Origin of the sequence: Acidovorax sp. Root568 (assembly GCF_001427445.1) — a bacterium.
GTDB classification, from domain to species: Bacteria; Pseudomonadota; Gammaproteobacteria; order Burkholderiales; family Burkholderiaceae_C; genus Acidovorax; species Acidovorax delafieldii.
Genome location: NZ_LMGP01000014.1, coordinates 84,607 through 101,273, shown reverse-complemented (window position 1 = coordinate 101,273; position 16,667 = coordinate 84,607). Strand labels below are relative to the sequence as shown.

13 protein-coding genes, 1 tRNA gene and 1 other RNA gene are annotated in these 16,667 nt (G+C 66.1%); 2 read left to right on the top strand and 13 right to left on the bottom strand.

What is annotated here, in order from left to right:
- Positions 1-48: 48 nt before the first annotated feature.
- From ASD75_RS10045 to ASD75_RS10005, 9 genes are all read right to left on the bottom strand, one after another.
- Positions 49-1,116 carry a lysylphosphatidylglycerol synthase domain-containing protein gene (locus ASD75_RS10045; protein ID WP_056745301.1) on the bottom strand — a complete coding sequence of 356 codons (1,068 nt, stop codon included), beginning with the start codon at positions 1,114-1,116 and terminating at the stop codon, positions 49-51.
- 17 nt (positions 1,117-1,133) lie between these two features.
- Positions 1,134-2,360 (bottom strand): cardiolipin synthase ClsB, encoded by a 1,227-nt coding sequence (gene clsB, locus ASD75_RS10040; RefSeq protein ID WP_056745299.1) that lies wholly within the window; start codon positions 2,358-2,360, stop codon positions 1,134-1,136.
- Positions 2,357-3,130, bottom strand: coding sequence for an endonuclease/exonuclease/phosphatase family protein (locus tag ASD75_RS10035; RefSeq protein WP_056745297.1), 774 nt, complete (start codon positions 3,128-3,130; stop codon positions 2,357-2,359). Before ASD75_RS10035 ends, clsB begins: the two co-directional genes overlap by 4 nt.
- 186 nt (positions 3,131-3,316) lie before the next feature.
- On the bottom strand, positions 3,317-4,234 hold the full coding sequence (cysK, locus tag ASD75_RS10030; protein WP_056059308.1) for a cysteine synthase A: 918 nt from the start codon (positions 4,232-4,234) through the stop codon (positions 3,317-3,319).
- 125 nt (positions 4,235-4,359) lie between these two features.
- Positions 4,360-5,427 (bottom strand): RNA 3'-terminal phosphate cyclase, encoded by a 1,068-nt coding sequence (gene rtcA, locus ASD75_RS10025; protein ID WP_200947581.1) that lies wholly within the window; start codon positions 5,425-5,427, stop codon positions 4,360-4,362.
- Complete coding sequence (locus tag ASD75_RS10020; RefSeq protein WP_056745296.1) at positions 5,424-6,644, bottom strand: RtcB family protein; 1,221 nt, start codon at positions 6,642-6,644, stop codon at positions 5,424-5,426. Before ASD75_RS10020 ends, rtcA begins: the two co-directional genes overlap by 4 nt.
- Before the next feature lie 21 nt (positions 6,645-6,665).
- Positions 6,666-7,406: a hypothetical protein gene (locus tag ASD75_RS10015; RefSeq protein WP_056745295.1), complete on the bottom strand. Its 741-nt coding sequence runs from the start codon at positions 7,404-7,406 to the stop codon at positions 6,666-6,668.
- Between the two features lie 27 nt (positions 7,407-7,433).
- Entirely contained in the window at positions 7,434-8,567 is a 1,134-nt protein-coding gene (locus ASD75_RS10010; protein WP_056745856.1) for a slipin family protein, read from the bottom strand.
- 297 nt (positions 8,568-8,864) lie between these two features.
- Positions 8,865-8,937: transfer RNA gene (locus ASD75_RS10005), tRNA-OTHER, on the bottom strand.
- Between the two features lie 344 nt (positions 8,938-9,281).
- Here ASD75_RS10005 and rtcR point away from each other — a divergent pair.
- Positions 9,282-10,916 carry an RNA repair transcriptional activator RtcR gene (gene rtcR, locus ASD75_RS10000; RefSeq protein ID WP_056745294.1) on the top strand — a complete coding sequence of 545 codons (1,635 nt, stop codon included), beginning with the start codon at positions 9,282-9,284 and terminating at the stop codon, positions 10,914-10,916.
- 10 nt (positions 10,917-10,926) lie between these two features.
- Positions 10,927-11,266, top strand: an RNA gene (gene rnpB / locus ASD75_RS11870) — RNase P RNA component class A.
- Between the two features lie 66 nt (positions 11,267-11,332).
- On the opposite strand, the gene ASD75_RS09995 is transcribed toward rnpB, so the two are convergent.
- The 4 genes from ASD75_RS09995 to ASD75_RS09980 all read right to left on the bottom strand — a co-directional run bounded on the left by ASD75_RS09995 (position 11,333) and on the right by ASD75_RS09980 (position 16,640).
- Positions 11,333-12,556 (bottom strand): M48 family metallopeptidase, encoded by a 1,224-nt coding sequence (locus tag ASD75_RS09995; RefSeq protein ID WP_056745293.1) that lies wholly within the window; start codon positions 12,554-12,556, stop codon positions 11,333-11,335.
- Positions 12,557-12,558: 2 nt separating this feature from the next.
- Positions 12,559-13,824 (bottom strand): YjgN family protein, encoded by a 1,266-nt coding sequence (locus ASD75_RS09990; protein WP_056059294.1) that lies wholly within the window; start codon positions 13,822-13,824, stop codon positions 12,559-12,561.
- Positions 13,825-14,114: 290 nt separating this feature from the next.
- Positions 14,115-14,909: an rRNA pseudouridine synthase gene (locus ASD75_RS09985; RefSeq protein WP_056745292.1), complete on the bottom strand. Its 795-nt coding sequence runs from the start codon at positions 14,907-14,909 to the stop codon at positions 14,115-14,117.
- Between the two features lie 33 nt (positions 14,910-14,942).
- Positions 14,943-16,640, bottom strand: coding sequence for an MBL fold metallo-hydrolase (locus ASD75_RS09980; protein ID WP_056745291.1), 1,698 nt, complete (start codon positions 16,638-16,640; stop codon positions 14,943-14,945).
- Positions 16,641-16,667 lie beyond the last annotated feature (27 nt).

The window sequence follows — 16,667 nt, the reverse complement described above, 5'->3', positions numbered from 1 at the left end:
AAGGCCAATATGCACTAGCGCATCTGGCACTTTTGGCTGAAATTCTCACTACGGAGTGCGCTGCATGCCTTGCGCAGGCCCCTGGCGCCAGTGCAGCTCGGCCACACCCAGCGCCACGGCCGCCAGCACCAACGGCCCAAAGTAGTACAGCGCCCGGTAGGCCAGCAGTGCCGCCAGCACCTGTTCTTGCCCCAATGCGTCGGTGGCCAGCAGCGCCACGCCCACGGCCTCCAGCACGCCCAGGCCCGCAGGCACCCGCAGCACCAGGCCGGCCACGGCCCCCAGCAGCACCGTGGCCAGGGCGGCGGGGTAGGCCACCTGGTGTTGCAGCACCGTCCACAGTGCGGCGCCCATAAGCATCCAGTTGGTGGCCGATGCCGCGATTTGCCACAGTGCCACGGGCCAGTGCGGCAGCGGAAACGCGTGGCCGCGCAGCGTGAGCGCGCGGCCCCTGCGCACCGCGCACAGTGCCAGGTACGCCAGCGGCAGGCCGCCCAGTACCGTGCCGCCCAAGTGCCATTGCCAGGGCGCTACCGTCCACCCGGCCACTGCCGGTGGCTGCCACAACCATGACAGCACGCCTGCCAGCATCAGGTAGCCCACCCAGTTGGTCACGATGCTGGTGCCCACCACCTGGCCGATGGTGCCGGGGTCCACACCGCGCCGGTCGTACAGCCGGTAGCGCACGCCCACGCCGCCAATCAGCGAGCCCAGGTTGAGCGTGAACGGATAGCTCGTCATGGCAATCGCCAGCGTGGTGCCGCGCGTCAGGCGGTGGCCGCTGCAATGGCGCCCCACCCAGTCAAAGCTGCCGTAGGTGAAGTGGCTCAGCAGCGCCAGCGCGCCGCCCAACGTCAGTGCGGTGGTGGGCAGGTCGCGCAGCGCCTGCAGCACGGCGGGCCAGTCCACCGTGCGTGCCTGCCGAAAAATCAGCCCGGCCACCACCGCAAAGAAGGCGAGGGCGAGCCCCCGGGTGAGCCAGGGCCACCAGGCTTGCTGCGGCCAACGCCGCCAGCCGCTGGTGGTGTTGCGGTTGCTGCTTCTGCGGGATGGCGCCTGCAGGGCGTCGGTGGTGCCGCCCGCCTTGGTGTCCGCGTGCAGCGTGGGGATGGCCATGGTGGGCGCCTGCCAGTTCAGGTGGCGGGCTCTGCCGCATCCGCCCCTGGGTTGGCGAGCGTGATGTGGGGCTCGTGCCGGGGCAGCCAGCCCGCCCATGCGGGGAACCAGCGCAGCAAGTGGAACACCGCATAGCTGCGCAGCAGGCGCAGGCCGTTCCAGCGGCTGGGGGCTGCGGCTTCCACCTGCTTGCAGCTGTGCTCCATCAGGTGCGACAGGCGGCGGTGCAGGTGGGCGTTGAAGGCACGGTCCTGGATGATCACGTTGGCCTCCAGGTTCAGCGACAGGCTCAGCGGGTCAAGGTTGCTGGAGCCCACGGTGGACCAGTCTTCGTCCACCAGCGCCACCTTGCCGTGCAGCGGGCGGTCGCAGTATTCGTACACCCGCACGCCTGCGCGCTGCAGGTGGTCGTACAGCAGGCTGGCGGCCGTCTTCACGATCGGCATGTCGGGCTGGCCTTGCAGGATGATGCGCACATCCACCCCCCGTTTCGCGGCGCGCCGCATCTCGCGGATGAACCGGTAACCCGGGAAGAAGTAGGCGTTGGCAATCACCACCCGGCTGCGCGCTGCGCGCAGGGCCACGCGGTAGTGGCGCTCGATGTCGTTGGTGTGCTGCTGGTTGTCGCGTGTCACGAACATGGCATGGGCCGTGCCCGCGTGCGGGCGCCCGGTGATGCCTGCGGCCTGGTGGCGCTTGCGGTCCTGGCGGCTGAGCACGGCCTCGCGGGTGAAGTGGTGCATCTGCGCCACGATCGGGCCGCGCACCTGCACGGCATAGTCTTGCTTGGCTTCGGGGCCAAAGTCGGCCACATGGTCGGCCGAGTAGTTGATGCCACCAATGAACCCCAGGTGCCCGTCCACCACCACGATCTTGCGATGCATGCGGCGCAGCAGGTTCAGCCGCTGGCCCAGGAAACGGCGGCCCGGGTCAAAGATGCGAAAGTGCACGCCTGCCTCCACCAGGCTGCCGACAAACTGGTCCGACAGATCGGGCGAGCCAAAGCCGTCCACCAGCACATGCACCTCCACGCCCCGCCGGGCGGCCGCCAGCAAAGCGGCGTGCAGCTGTTGGCCGATCTTGTCCTCGAACAGGATGAAGGTTTCCAGCATCACCTCGCGCCGTGCTTCGGCAATGGCCTGGAACACGCGGGGAAAGAACTCCTCGCCGTTTTCGAGCAACTCGAAATGGTTGCCGGGCACCCAGCGGGACGAGCGGGGCGCGCGGAAGGTAGGGCGTTTCATAGCAGGATCTCCGCAGCCAGGGGCGCATGGTCCGAGAGCTTGTCCCAGGGTTTCTTGGGCAGTGCCAGTGGCGAGTGAACCGTCGCGTTGCGCACATAAATGCGGTCCAGCGCCAGCAGCGGCATGGCCGCCGGAAACGTGCGCACCGCCCGGCCAAAGGCCTGCACAAACACTTCCTGCAATCCCGCCTCGTGCTGAAGCACCCGGTGGGCACGGTGGCGCCAGTCGTTGAAGTCGCCCGCCAGCACCACGGGCTCGTGGGCGGGAAAGCTGTTGACCAGGTCGCACACGCGGCGCAGCTGGTGCTGCCGGTGCGACTCCTGCAGGCCCAGGTGCACACACACGGCATGCACCGGCAGGTGGTGCCCGGGAGGCTGCAGCACGCAGTGCAGCATGCCGCGCCGTTCGGGCCCGCTCACCGAGATGTCGTGGTTCTCGTAGTGCGTGATCGGAAACTTGGACAACAACGCATTGCCATGGTCGCCGTTGTCATACACCGCATTGCGGCCGTAGGCGTATTGCGACCAGATGGTGTCGGCCAGAAACTCGTAGTGCGGAACCTGCGGAAAGTTGGCGAACCGGCTGGCGTGCCGGTGGTGCGTGCCCAGCACCTCCTGCAAGAACACCAGGTCGGCCGCCACGTCGCGCACGGCCTCGCGCAGCTCGTGCAGCATGAAGCGCCGGTTGAAGGTGGTGAAGCCCTTGTGCACGTTCACGGTGAGCACCTTGAACGCAATAGGCTGGGAGTCTGTCGCGGAGTTCGGGGCCATGGGCAGTTGCAATCGTTGGGAGGGGCTCCGGCGAAATCACCGCAGAGGTGGGCCGGTGCGAACACTGATTGTTCTGGCCTGCGTGCCCTGCCGCTGTAGGACGGCTGGCCGTGGCTTTGTGCTGCGCAGCCCAAAAAAAAGGGCCCCGAAGGGCCCTGGTGTGAGTGCGCTGCGTGCCGGCGGCCATCAGGCCGGCAGGAAACCTTCCACCGACAGGTAGCGCTCGCCCGTGTCGTAGTTGAAGCCCAACACCTTGGCGCCTGCGGGCAGCTCGGGCAGCTTCTGGGCAATGGCGGCCAAGGTGGCGCCGGACGAGATGCCCACCAGGATGCCCTCTTCGCGCGCAGAGCGGCGGGCGTATTCGCGGGCCGGTTCGGCATCGACCTGGATCACGCCGTCGAGCAGGCTGGTGTCGAGGTTCTTGGGGATGAACCCCGCGCCAATGCCCTGGATGGGGTGGGGCGACGGCGCGCCGCCCGAGATCACCGGCGAGGCCGTGGGCTCCACCGCAAACACCTTGAGCTGGGGGAACTTGGCTTTGAGCACCCGCGCCACGCCCGTGATGTGGCCGCCCGTGCCCACCCCCGTGATCAGCACATCAATGCCGTCGGGGAAATCTGCCAGGATCTCCTGCGCCGTAGTGCGCACATGGATGTCGATGTTGGCGGGGTTCTCGAACTGCTGCGGAATCCACGAGCCAGGCGTCTGCGCCTGCAGCTCTTGCGCGCGGGCGATGGCACCCTTCATGCCTTTTTCGCGCGGGGTCAGGTCGAACTGCGCGCCATAGGCCAGCATCAGGCGGCGGCGTTCGATGCTCATGCTGTCGGGCATCACGAGGACGAGCTTGTAGCCCTTGACGGCCGCCACCAGCGCCAGGCCAATGCCGGTGTTGCCCGAGGTGGGCTCGATGATGGTGCCGCCGGGCTTCAGCGCGCCGGACTTTTCCGCGTCTTCCACCATGGCCAGCGCAATGCGGTCCTTGATGGAGCCGCCGGGGTTGCTGCGCTCCGACTTCACCCACACATTGGCGCCGGGGCCGAACAGGCGGTTGATGCGCACGTGGGGCGTGTTGCCAATGGTCTGAAGAATGTTGTCAACTTTCATGGCGTCTCCTGTGAGGTGTCGGATGGGTCAAAGGGAAGGGGTGTGGTGCGCATTCTGAACCACTTGTTCTACGGCCCTGGTCATATGGATATAGCCAGGGTATGGGTCCATGCCGCGCTGGCCCTTCAGGGCACGGGAGATATCTCAACGTGCATGGCATCCTCTGAGGGGGTGATCTGAACCTGAACCGGCAAGCCTAGCGCGATGGTCTGCGCATTGGTAACCGTGTGCTGCGTAACCTTGGTGCAGGTGTAGCGCGCGGCCTGCCCACTGCGCCACACAGACAGAGCCAGCGGCAGCATCCACTGGTCCGCCAGGTGCGGGCCCAGCGCGCCGGTGCTGCGCTGGTAGGCGCGCACCTCGTCCACCAGCCGCTTGGCAACCTGCTCGGCCGACAGGCTGCGCTCGCCCAACTGGCAAAACACCTCGGTCACCTGCGCATACTCCAGCGTGGCGATCAGTGCGTTACCCGGGCCCTCGTTCTGGCGTGTGGATGGCTGGCGCAGTTGGCCGGCCTCAAACGTCCAACCCATGCGCTGGCCCAGCGCCTCCAGCTCCCGCGTAGCAATGTTGCGCGCCAGGCCGGGTGCCAGTGCCTCGCCCCAGCCGTTTTGCAGCGGGCCGCGCTCCAGCACATCCACCGGCGCCAGCGGCTGCGTGGTGGCGGTGGCGGGCACGATGTGCGCCACCAGCTCGCCGCCCCCGGCGGGGTAGAAGCCCCGCCGCTGCAATTGCAGCTCCAGCCCCACACCCAGCCGCCGCACCAGCGGCGCAAAGGCGCGTTCCAGAAAATCAAACGGCGGCGCCATCGGGTTGTGCGTGCCACCCGCCAGCTCGACCTTGCTCGGGCCATCGGCCAGCATCAGCGCGGGCAGCACCGTCTGCAGCACCAGCAGGCAACTGCCTGCCGTCGCGATCTGAAAACGGTAGTCGCCCGCACGCACCACGCCGGGTGTGAACACCAGCGTTTGCGAATTCAGCTCCGCGCCTTCGGCCTGCCCGCCGCACACGGCCACCGCCGCTTGCACGCAGGCCAGGTGCTGGCGCATCAGCCCCGGCTTGGGACGCCCCGCACGGATGCGCGTGATGTGCAGCGGGCGGCCGGTGACCATGGACAGGGCCAGGCCGGTGCGCAGGATCTGGCCGCCGCCTTCGCCGGTGGAGCCGTCTAAGTCCAGTTGCTGCACGTTCATCCCTTCACGCATACGACTTGCTTGAGCGTGTAAACCACCTCCACCAGGTCTTCCTGCGCCGCCATCACCGCGTCAATGTCCTTGTACGCCATCGGAATCTCGTCGATCACGTCCGCGTCCTTGCGGCATTCCACGCCTTCGGTGGCCTTGATCTGATCTTCGACGGTGTACATCTTCTTGGCCTTGGTGCGGCTCATGGTGCGGCCTGCGCCGTGGCTGCAGCTGTTGAAGCTCTCAGGGTTGCCTTTTCCGCGCACGATGAAGCTCTTGGCCCCCATGCTCCCCGGGATGATTCCCAGCTTGCCTTGCTCGGCACTCACCGCGCCCTTGCGGGTCACGAACACGTCTTGCCCGAAGTGCGTTTCGCGTTGCACGTAGTTGTGGTGACAGTTCACCGCCTCAATATGCGTCTCGAACGGCTTGGTGATCACCTTGCGCAGCGCGGCAATCACGCGGCCCATCATCACCTCGCGGTTGGCGGCGGCAAACTTTTGCGCCCACCCCACGGCCTTCACGTAGTCGCCGAAGTACTGCGCGCCTTCTTCGAAGTACGCCAGGTCTTTATCGGGCAGGTTGCGCTGGTTCATCTCCGCGTCCTTCTTGGCCAGCTCGATGAAGTGGGTGCCGATGGCGTTCCCCACCCCGCGCGAACCGGAGTGCAGCATCACCCACACGCTCTGGTGTTCGTCCAGGCAGATCTCGATGAAGTGGTTACCCGTTCCCAGCGTTCCCAGGTGCTTGTAGTTGTTGGTGTTCTTGATGCGCGGGTGCGCCTCGCAAATTTCCTCGAACTCATCCACCAGCCCGGCCCAGGCGCGGTCGGTTTCAGCGGGCGGCGTATCCCAGCTCCCCTTGTCGCGGCCAAAGCGCTTGGGCGTCATCCCCACAGGCACGGCGCGTTCGATGGCGGCGCGCACTCCAGACAGGTTGTCGGGCAGGTCGCTGGCCGTGAGCGTGGTCTTGCACGCCATCATTCCGCACCCCAGATCCACCCCCACCGCAGCAGGGATGATGGCCTTGAGGGTGAGCACCACCGAGCCGATGGTCGCGCCGATCCCCAGGTGCACATCGGGCATCACCGCCACGTGCTTGAACACGATGGGCAGGCGCGCGATGTTGCGCAGCTGGTTCTTCGCGTCTTCCTCCACAGGCACGCCGTTCGTCCACATCTTCACGGGAACGCCGTTGGGGACTTCGAGTTGTTCATAGTTGCTCATACATTCTTTCGTCTCTGTCGTTCATTGAACCATTCCGCGTGCCGCAGCCTGCGCGTAGTTCTTGAGTTCGTCGTCGTTCTTCACATTGCGTGTGAAGGCATCCATGTGCGCCTTCAACTCCTTGGGTCGGTTCAGGCGTGACCCTTCGTGCCCGATCCCGTGCAGTGCCGACACCTGCGCTTCGCGCCAAGGCATCGCCAGCATTTCGCAGAACACCTGCCACATCGCGTCACGCCATTCAGGGATGTCCTTGGCGCTCCAGAACGTGGGCCACACGTCAAACCACATGTAGCTCACGAAGTAGAGTCGGTCGCTTCGGCTCCCGATGGGGCTGGGCCCGATGTCCAGGCGCGGACCAAGACACTCACGCCACAATCTGGGCAGCGCCCGCACCATGCGCATCGCGTCGGCCAGCGGCACAGACGGGTCGTTGACCATGTGCGGGATGTCTCCGGCGTTGTTGCTCATCACGTGGTTCAGTCCGATGCCAACCTGATCGTCGCTGTAGGGCGCCAGGTCGGTTCCTGCGTTGGTGAACAACACGGTCTGGATCTGCGTCCATTGCAGCGGCGTGGCTTCGAACGCGGGCTCTTCGAGGTCCCAGTACCACTCCTGACCGCCCTTGTCGGGTACGGGGCGGTCGAACAGGTAACTCAGGGCCGCGTTGTAGACCACTGGGTCGAGGCCAATGGATTCGCAGGTGACCGCAGCGTTGTCCCGCCGCTGGCGCTTTTCGCGGGGCGTCAGTTTTTTGTTCTTCATCGCATTCCTCCTCGCGCTTTGCTCACTTCAGCGCATCTTCACCAATCCATTCAATACCTGGTCCAGACCGCAGAAGACGGAGATCTTGTCGATGCGCTCGGCCACGCGTTCCAGCGTCTCCAGCTCCTTCATGCGCAGGGCGACGGGGTTGTCCTCCATCACCTTGGCCGTGTTGAGCAGCGAGCGCGTGGCTGCGGCTTCCTCGCGGCGGCGGATCACGTTGGCCTCGGCCTGCTTCTGGGCCTGCACCACCTGGGTCAGGATGGTCTTCATCTCGCCCGGCAGCACGATGTCCTTCACGCCCACGCTCTCCAGTTGCATGCCGTAGGGCAACAGCTTGGCGGCCATGTGTGCGCTCACCACGTCGTCGATCACCGTCTTGTTCTCTAGCAGCTCGTCGAGCGTGCGGGTGCCCACGGCGGCGCGCAGCGCAAACTGCAGCTCGCGGTACAGGTGGTCGGCAGGCTTTTGCAACTGGGCAAAAGCGCGCAGCACATCGGTGTAGCGGTAGGTGGCGCACAGGTTCAGGCGCAGGCTGACCTTGTCGCGGGTCATGATGTCCTGGCCCGAAACCTCCACGGCTTGCAGGCGCAGGTCCACCAGCTCCATGGCCACAGTGCGGCCGTACTTCCAGAAGGCGTAGGTGCCAGCCGTGAGCAGGCGCTCCACCTTGCCGTCCACCGTCAATAGTGCGCACTGGCCCTCGGGCACCTGCACCTGCAGCACGCCGGCCAAGCCGGTCACGCTGCGCTGGCGCAGCTGGGTCTGCGTCAATCGCGCCACCAATGCGGTGGGTAACTCAGCGCCCGCTTGCAGATCCACCACTTGCACGCTCACCTCCACCAAGCCTTTCCAATAAAGGCGGCGGGTGCCGGGGGGCAGGATCTCGACCAGCACGCCGTTTTCGCTGCGCAGGCCCACTTCGGTTTCCGACAGGTTGACCTGCACAAACTCGGCGGCCACCGTCGCGGGCTCTTGCGCCATCAGGTACTCGGCCAGGCCGTGGGTGAAGGCGGGTTGTTCCAGGGCGAAGGTCTCCACGCGCAACTGGTCGGTGCCCGCAAACAGCCAGTAGGTGCCGCTGCGCAGCACGCGGTCAAAGCTGCCGTTGCGCAGCAGTAGGGCGCGTTCGTTCTTCTTGACGGTGGCGCGTTGGAACATCTTCGTCAGCATCTCTTTTTCCTCTCTCTACTTCGTTGTCGTATCGGGTTGCCGTTACAGCGATGGCGGGGTGCCAGGGGGTGCAGCCTGGGCCTAGCAGTGCGCCGTGGTTACTGCCCCAGCCCCCAGGAGGGGAGGGCGGCAGCACGGCTGGCTGCGGGCGCGGGCTGTGCCGGGTGCTGGCACAAACCGCCACCGGCTGACGGGGTGAATCCCTTGCGGTCGCTGCGCAACCTCGGGGCCTCTCCCCGCGTTCGGCGGGTGGTCTTTCGACCGGTACTTCCAATCAAGGTCTTGCGACCGTGGGCAGGAATCGAACCTGCGACAACCGCCTTTCGGCGGGGCTCTACCAGACTGAGCTACCAGTGGTGGCACGCCTGGAGTCGAACCAGACACTTCCTTTCGGAGTGGTCACCACGACCGTGCCGCTACCCAGCGTTGGCGATGTGCGGCATGCAGAACATCAACAGAACCCGAAGGCCCCGGACGCCCGGCACCGGTGGGGCGAACATTTGTCCTAACCCCAGCCTGTGAGCGGTCACCGCTTGCGCTGGATGCTTCTTCTATTGCCAGATGTGTGCCAGCTTGTGGCGAGTGGTATTCAACTTGCGCAAGCTGTTGATTTGTATGGTGATATTTTTGTTTTACGAAATTGGTGTGGTGTGCGCTTATCGGAATAACTAGAATGAAAGCTAGTTAAATAGATAAAATTAAATGCGCAAAAACAAGGTGGTCATAGGGTTCCTCGGCACCCAGCTCGACTCCGGCCGGGGCGCCGGGCGGTGGGAGAAGTGGCGCCCCACCGTATCGCTGGTGCAGCATGAGGACGTGGTGATCGAGCGGCTGGAGCTGCTCTACACACCACCGCACCGCGAGCTGGCCCACCAGGTGCGCACGGACATGGCGACTGCCTCGCCCGAGACCACGGTGAACCTGGTGCCGCTGCCCATTGCCGACCCGTGGGACTTTGGCGAGGTCTATGCCCAGCTGTACGACTGGACGCAGGCCTACCGCTTTGACACCGAGCGCGAGGAGTACTGGACGCACATCACCACCGGGACGCACGTCGCGCAGATCTGCCTGTTTCTGCTGGTGGAGTCGCGCCGCATTCCGGGTGTGCTGGTGCAGACCTCTCCGCCCAAGCGCCAGCAGATGGGCAACCCTGGCAGCTACACGCTGATCGACCTGGACCTCTCGCGCTACGACGTGATCGCGCAGCGCTTCGGCGCGGAGCAGCAGGATGCGGTGCAGTTCCTCAAAAGCGGCATTGCCACGCGCAATGCGCGCTTCAACGCGCTGATCGACGAGGTGGAGCGGGTGGCGGTGCGCTCGCGCGCACCCATCCTGTTCACGGGGCCCACGGGCGCAGGCAAGTCGCACCTGGCGCGGCGCATGTATGAGCTGAAAAAATCCCGCCACCAGGTCGAGGGCGAATTTGTGGAGGTGAACTGCGCCACGCTGCATGGCGACGGTGCGGCGTCCACGCTGTTCGGCCACAAGAAAGGTGCGTTCACCGGCGCCGCGGCCGACCGCGCCGGCCTGCTGCGCACGGCGCACAAGGGCGTGTTGTTTCTGGACGAGATTGGTGAGCTGGGCCCGGACGAGCAGGCCATGCTGCTCAAGGCCGTGGAGGAAAAACGCTTCTACCCCCTGGGCAGCGACCGCGAAGTGGAGAGCGACTTTCAACTGGTGGCTGGCACCAACCGTGACCTGCGCACCGAGGTGGCGGCAGGGCGCTTTCGTGAGGACCTGTTTGCGCGTATCAACCTCTGGAGCTATGTGCTGCCGGGCCTGGCCCAGCGACCCGAAGACATCGAGCCCAACGTGGAGCACCTGCTGGTACGTGCGGGCACGGAACTGGGACGCAGCGTGCGCTTTTCCAACGAAGCGCGCGCCGCCTACCTGCGCTATGCCCAGTCGCCCGAAGCGTTGTGGACCGGCAATTTCCGCGACCTCTCGGCCAGCGTGACACGCCTGGCCACGCTGGCTGACAGCGGTCGCATCGGCCTGCCCCTGGTCGAGGCCGAGATCGCCCGTTTGCGCTGGCTGTGGCAGCCCGCCAGCGATGCGCGCAACGGGCTGGTATCTGCAACAGGGACGGTGGGACGCGACGAACTCGCGGCCCTGCTGGGCGACGAGGCGGTGGAATCCATGGACCTCTTCGACCAGCTCCAACTGGCGGCGGTGCTGCAGGTCTGCCGCCAATCGCGCACTTTGTCGGACGCGGGGCGCCTGCTGTTCCAGGCCTCGCGCACGCAGCGCACGGTGGTCAATGACGCGGACCGGCTGCGCAAGTATCTTGTGCGCTTTGGTCTGGACTGGGATCGCGTCGTGGCCGCTGGGCGATAATCCCACCCGTGAAGCACGCCAGACCGCCGCTGGTGCAATCTGGGAAACCAGGCACTGGAGGAACGTCCGGACTGCACAGGACAGCGTAGCAGCTAACGGCTGCCCACCGTGAGGTGAGGATCAGAGCAACAGAGACGAGTCCCGGGGGAGTGCCGCAAGGTAGACCACCGGGGGTGAAACGGGCAATCTCTACGCGCAGCAATACCAAGTAGGCCAACGTTGATGTGGTTCCGCAGAGTTGGCGGGTAGGTAGCACCGAGCCGTGGTGGCGACACCCGGCCCAGATTAATGGCGGTCACACTGCGGGCAACCGTGGTGCACAGAATCCGGCTTATCGGCGCGCTTCACACTTTATTTCCACCCCGACTCGCCAAGGGTCGTGTGGTGAGCACGCCGCCCCTGTGGCGCGGCTGTGTTCAGTTTTTTGCGCAATGGGGTGCTTGCCCCCGCTCCAGCTCTGTCGCACGCTCCACCGTGTCGGGGTGGCTGCTCAGCAGCGACCAGACAGGGTGCGAGCCGATCTCCTGAGCCACCTTGCGCTGGCGCGCTGCATCGGGTGTGCTGGCCCCGGAGGAGGGTGCCGATGCTGCGGCGGTCGGGCCCTTGCCCTGGTCTTTTTTCTGGGCCTCTTCGTTGTCCTCATCGCGCGCAATCGCCAGCAGCAGCTGGCCCATGGGCGCAGTGGGCAGTGCGGCGTGGCGCATGACGGCGATGGCGTAGCAGTCGGCCTCGCGCTCATGGCTGCGGCTGTAGGCCAGGCCGGTCAGCAAGGATGCACCCGTAGAAACGATGCCGGACACATCGCCCAGCGCCAGCCCCAGGCCCATGTTGAGCACGCCCTGCTGCACCACCATGCGCGTGGTGTGGCGCTGCACCACGTGGCCGACCTCGTGGGCCAGCACGCCCACCAAGGCGTTGTCGTCCAGGCCCTTGTCGGCGGCTGCCTTCACGATGCCGTCGGTCATCACGATCTTGCCGCCGGGCAGCGCAAAGGCATTGGCGCCCATGCCGGATCGGAACTCCAGGGACAAAGGCGGCCGGTAGCCGGAGTAACGCTGCAGGCCAGGGGGCGTTTGCTGCACCAGGGCATCAAAACGCGCCTTGAGCTGATCTTGTCGGGCCGAAGGCAGCTTGCTGGGCTTCAGGGTGCCGTTGTCCATCTGCTGGAGCACGTTCTCGGCCACGCTGGTCTCCCAGCTGATGGGCACAAACCGCGTGAGCTGCGTGGCCGCCCAGGGTGTGCCGTAGCGGTAGAACAGCGTGAGGCCAATGACGGCGGCGGCCGTCACGCCCAGCAGCACGGGCCAGCGGGTCTGCATGCGTTGTGCGATGCCGGGGCGCTCGCCTGCAGCAGCCAGGGCGGCGCGCCATTCGGTCACGGCATCGATCTCCACGCTGCCATGGTCGCGCAGATCGACGACCACGCGGGGTTGCGGCTTGCGCTCGTTCCAGGCCTCGGGCCAGCCCACCTGTTTCCAGGCAAAGACCACAGGCTCGGCCCCGGGCTGTGAGAGCGGGTGCAGCACCAAGGAGGGGCCTTGCGGCGTGGGCCGCAGGCCCACCACCACGGGCCGGGCCTTGCTGCTCTGGCCATCGAACCAGCGCCCGGGGACGAGGGCTGGGTGCGCAGATGCCGACATGTTCAGCCGATGAGGTCGAGGCCAGCGGCATCCGCCAGTGCATCGCCCAGGCCCCCCTGCTGCTGGCGCACCATGGCACCGGTCACCTGCTCCACGCCGCCCTTGACGTGCAGGGTGACGGACTCGCACTTCATGCGGTATTCGCTGACCCGCGCAAACGGGCGGTACAGCCCCAGCGTCAGAAGGGTGAGCAGCATGTTCTTGATGCGCAGCCACACGTAGCGGCCGCTCTTGAGGTGGCACTTGAAGCGGGCCACGTGGCTCACGCCGATGTTGTTCCACATCAGCTGGAACATGCGCGCCTCGCGGTACGCGCGGGCCGGTGCCGACGCCAGGATCAGCATGAAGATGCCCGCGATGATGGACACGATGATCACCACAAACATCCACAGGCCCAGGCGGTCGCTCTGGCTGGCTACCAGGGCGATGGAGCTGCCTGCGAGGATGCCGATCAGCGCCGAGAACCCCACCACGCACAGGATGAACACAGCCACGGTGGCCATCCACACCTTGACGAAGTCCATGTACACGGGCTTCCAGCGGCCTCGCTCGGCACCCACCTGGGCCTTGAGCACCAAGAGGCTCTTGAAGTTGTATTCGGTGCGGATCACGCACAGCACCGACAGCACCAGGCCCAGCAGTACCAGGCCGCCCATGGCGGGCGTGAAGCGGGGCATGGGTTGTTTCTTGCCCTCTTCTTCGATGGCCTCCAGCGCCTGGGCCAGGTCGGGCGACAGCAGCTGCAGACCATAAAACACGCCAAACCACACCAGCGCCAGCGCAAAAACAGGCCAGCTGGCGATGTAGACCTCTTTCCAGCTGGCCGTGAACTGCAGTCGCAGCCCGCGCCACCGCGTGGCGCCCAGGCGAAACCGCATGGCGCTGGCCCAGATGAAGGGCGCCAGCGCCGCGCCCGCCAGCAGGAACAGGCCCACCGCCGTGTCCTGCCCGGTGTTGGCGGCCAGGTTGTAGGCAATGGTCAGCAGCATCAGCAGCACAAAGCCCATCACCATCTTGCGCTGCTGCGCGGTGAATTCGAGGGGGCTGCCGGCCACCAGCGTGTGGCTGTAGAAATACTGGGCGGTGCGGCGGCGCGCCCAGGGGGTGTAGATGCCCAGCGTGACGATGGACAGCAGCACGTTGACGATCCAGACCCGGAAATACTCGCCCCCGCTGCCCGTGAACTCGAGCGGGTGGGCATCGATGTTCATCGGCATGAAGGTGGACATCGGCCCCGCAGCGCCGCCAGACGATTGGTTTGTGTTCATGAACTCCCTCCAAAGTGCTGCGCAGTGTAGCAGCGGTGCGGATCGAAGGAATTCAAATGAAAAAGGCTTGAAGCGCTTGTTGTAAAAGCGCTGGTAGCTATGTTTTCAGGAGCATATGTGCTTGACTTGTCCGGTGCGCATCGGCAGGGTGCGGCTGGGCCTGCAAGCCCTTAGGGCAACGCTGAACAAGTCCCTCGCGCACCGCGCACCCCTGCTTTGGGCGGTCTGCCGCGTTGCAAACCATCCCAAATCAGGGCACGCGCCACTGCGGGGACTTATTCAGCGTTGCCTTAGAACTTCTCCCACGGCTGCAGGTAGCGCCACTGCCCCTCGGGCACCTTGGCCAGCGGCACGCGGCCGATGCGGATGCGCTTCATGCCCACCACCGTCAGGCCCACCGCTTCGCACATGGCCGGGATCTGGCCGGGGCGGATGCCCTTGAGCGCAAAGCGCAGCTTGGTTTCGTTCTGCCAGCTCACCTTGATGGGGGGCAGGGGGCGGCCATTGAACGTGAGGCCATGGCACAGGCGCTGCAGGCCATTGGGCGCGATGTCGCCCTTGACCTCGACGATGCACTCCTGCTCCAGCGACTCGATGTCTTCGGCCAGCTTGCGCGCGATGCGCTTGTCTTGCGTGTACACCACGAGGCCGCTGGCCTCGGTGGGTAGCGGGGTGAAGCATTCGAGCTGCTTGAAGTGGCGCTGCAGCACGCGGATGCCCGAGGCGTCTTCCGGCAGGTGGGACGCCGCGCTGAGCAGCGTGAGCGCCTGTTGCGCACCCTGACTGCGGCTGGCGTGGGCCGCCTGCCCTGTGGGTGAGCCAGGCAGGCCCAGGCCGGCTTCAAACCCTGCGGGCTTGTGCAGCAGCAAGGTCACTGGGGTCAGCTCCAGCAGGCTGGCATCGGGTGCAACCGCCACGGCCTGATCGGGGCGCACGCGCGCGCCGGGGGCTTCCTCGATCTGGCCGTCCACGCTCACAAAGCCGCCCTCGATGAATTGCTCGGCCGTGCTGCGCGAGCAGCTCAGCTGTTCGGCCACGCGTTTGGCCAGGCGGATGTGGGTGGGGTCAGGGTTCTTGTCGGTCATTGAATATGAAGGCGGTCTTGGTGTTCTTGTGGTTCAGTCATTGCCGGGCTGCAGAGAGCGAATGCGCTCCACATGCGCCAGCAGCGAGCGCTGGGCCACCAGCCACATGCGCTGCGGTACGTCGTCATAGGCGTGGCGCACCCAGTCGTCCATGCTGCCCTGGGGCAGGGCCTGCATGGCAGCCAGCACCTTGGCCTCGCGCGCCAGGCGGTGGGCCCTGAGCTTGGCGATGGCATTGCGGGCACCGAGGACCGGGCCCCCCAGCACGTAGCCATGCGCGGGCAGGATGAACTCCACGCTGTGCTCGGCGCAGACCGCATCCAGCCGGTCCAGCGAATCCAGGTAGTCGGCCATGTTGCCGTCCGGCGGGTCGATCACCGTGGTGCTGCCGTTCAGGATGTGGTCACCACTGAACAGCAGCGCGTCTTCCACCAGCAGCAGGCACAGGTGGTTGGCCGCATGGCCTGGGGTGTGGATGACCTGCAGGGTATGGGTGATTTTGCCTTCAGGTGCTAGTCCCTCAAGCACGAGTAGCTCATTATTTTGTAGCGCCCGGTCGGGAGTGAACTGGCTGGCCGCGCGGGCCGTGGGGGCCGACGGCAGGCCCAGAACGGGCGGGCGCGCCTTGCCGGCCTGCACACACATCGCCTGCAGCGGCGCCGCGCCGGGAGAATGGTCGGCGTGCGAGTGGGTGCACACAATCATGCGGATGTCGCCCCCCGCGGCACGCCAGAGCTTGTCCAGGTGCTCGGCGTCGGCCGGGCCAGGGTCGATGGCGATGAAGCCCGTGGCCGGGTCGCCCACCAGATAGCTATTGGTGCCAGGGCCGGTCATCACGCCGGGGTTGGGGGCGGTCAGGCGCATCACGTTGCGCAGCAGCGGCACGGGGCGCTCAGTCTGCCAGTCCAGTGGGTGCACGATCTGCCCGTCGGGGCAGACCAGCGCCAGCTCGCCAAACGGCATTTCGTCCTCCATGTAGCGCGCTTCCTTGCCTGCCAGCAGGCCGGCGCGCGGGCAGCTGACCCACAGGGGCTGCTCGTGCGCCACGGCGTCCAGCACCGCCTGGGTGCTAGAAAATTGTGCCAGGCGCTGCAGCGTGCGGATGGTCGGGAAGATCATGAAGAACTGCCCCGCCTCGTGCCGCGCCAGCGCGTCGGCAGGGCGCACCCACACGGGCTCGAACTGCTCTGCCTCGTCGGCCACGGGCTCTTGGCCCTCGGGCATGCGGGCCACCAGAAAGGGCACTTCAAAGCGGCGCGCCAGGTCACGGTCGGCCGTCCAGTGGGCCAGCAGGTACACCCCGTCGGCCGCCAGGCGCAGTCCGCGTGCGGCGCACTGTGCGGCAAACGGCTGGTGGCGGTCGATGGCGGCAATGTCCTGCGCATCGGCCATCTGCCCTTGGCGGGGGCCTTCTGCATGGCGCGCCAGCAATACGCCCAGCTCTTCAAAACTCTCGCGGATGGCGGCAATCGCCTGGGTGAGGTGCTGGTCGCTTTGGGTGGGGCGGCGGTCCGCAGCGGCGTGCGTCGCGGGTGCTGCGTCCAGCGCATCAATGCCCCCGCCGGGGAACACATAGGCGCCAGGCGCAAAACTGGCCGTGGCCGAGCGCCGGGTCATGAGGACTTCGAGCCCGCCGCCGCCAGGCACATCGCGCAGCAGCAGCACGGTGGCAGCGGGGCGGGTGGCGACGGGTTCTCGGTGGGGGTGGAGTTGTTGGCTGGAGCGGGGCATCGGGCCATTATCCGGCGTTGCCCTGCA

Excerpts from the sequence above, each read along its gene's own strand:
- ASD75_RS10045 (WP_056745301.1), bottom strand. The coding sequence starts at position 1,116 with ATGGCCATCCCCACGCTGCACGCGGACACCAAGGCGGGCGGCACCACC.
- clsB (WP_056745299.1), bottom strand. The coding sequence starts at position 2,360 with ATGAAACGCCCTACCTTCCGCGCGCCCCGCTCGTCCCGCTGGGTGCCC.
- ASD75_RS10035 (WP_056745297.1), bottom strand. The coding sequence starts at position 3,130 with ATGGCCCCGAACTCCGCGACAGACTCCCAGCCTATTGCGTTCAAGGTG.
- cysK (WP_056059308.1), bottom strand. The coding sequence starts at position 4,234 with ATGAAAGTTGACAACATTCTTCAGACCATTGGCAACACGCCCCACGTG.
- rtcA (WP_200947581.1), bottom strand. The coding sequence starts at position 5,427 with ATGAACGTGCAGCAACTGGACTTAGACGGCTCCACCGGCGAAGGCGGC.
- ASD75_RS10020 (WP_056745296.1), bottom strand. The coding sequence starts at position 6,644 with ATGAGCAACTATGAACAACTCGAAGTCCCCAACGGCGTTCCCGTGAAG.
- ASD75_RS10015 (WP_056745295.1), bottom strand. The coding sequence starts at position 7,406 with ATGAAGAACAAAAAACTGACGCCCCGCGAAAAGCGCCAGCGGCGGGAC.
- ASD75_RS10010 (WP_056745856.1), bottom strand. The coding sequence starts at position 8,567 with ATGTTCCAACGCGCCACCGTCAAGAAGAACGAACGCGCCCTACTGCTG.
- rtcR (WP_056745294.1), top strand. The coding sequence starts at position 9,282 with ATGCGCAAAAACAAGGTGGTCATAGGGTTCCTCGGCACCCAGCTCGAC.
- ASD75_RS09995 (WP_056745293.1), bottom strand. The coding sequence starts at position 12,556 with ATGTCGGCATCTGCGCACCCAGCCCTCGTCCCCGGGCGCTGGTTCGAT.
- ASD75_RS09990 (WP_056059294.1), bottom strand. The coding sequence starts at position 13,824 with ATGAACACAAACCAATCGTCTGGCGGCGCTGCGGGGCCGATGTCCACC.
- ASD75_RS09985 (WP_056745292.1), bottom strand. The coding sequence starts at position 14,909 with ATGACCGACAAGAACCCTGACCCCACCCACATCCGCCTGGCCAAACGC.
- ASD75_RS09980 (WP_056745291.1), bottom strand. The coding sequence starts at position 16,640 with ATGCCCCGCTCCAGCCAACAACTCCACCCCCACCGAGAACCCGTCGCC.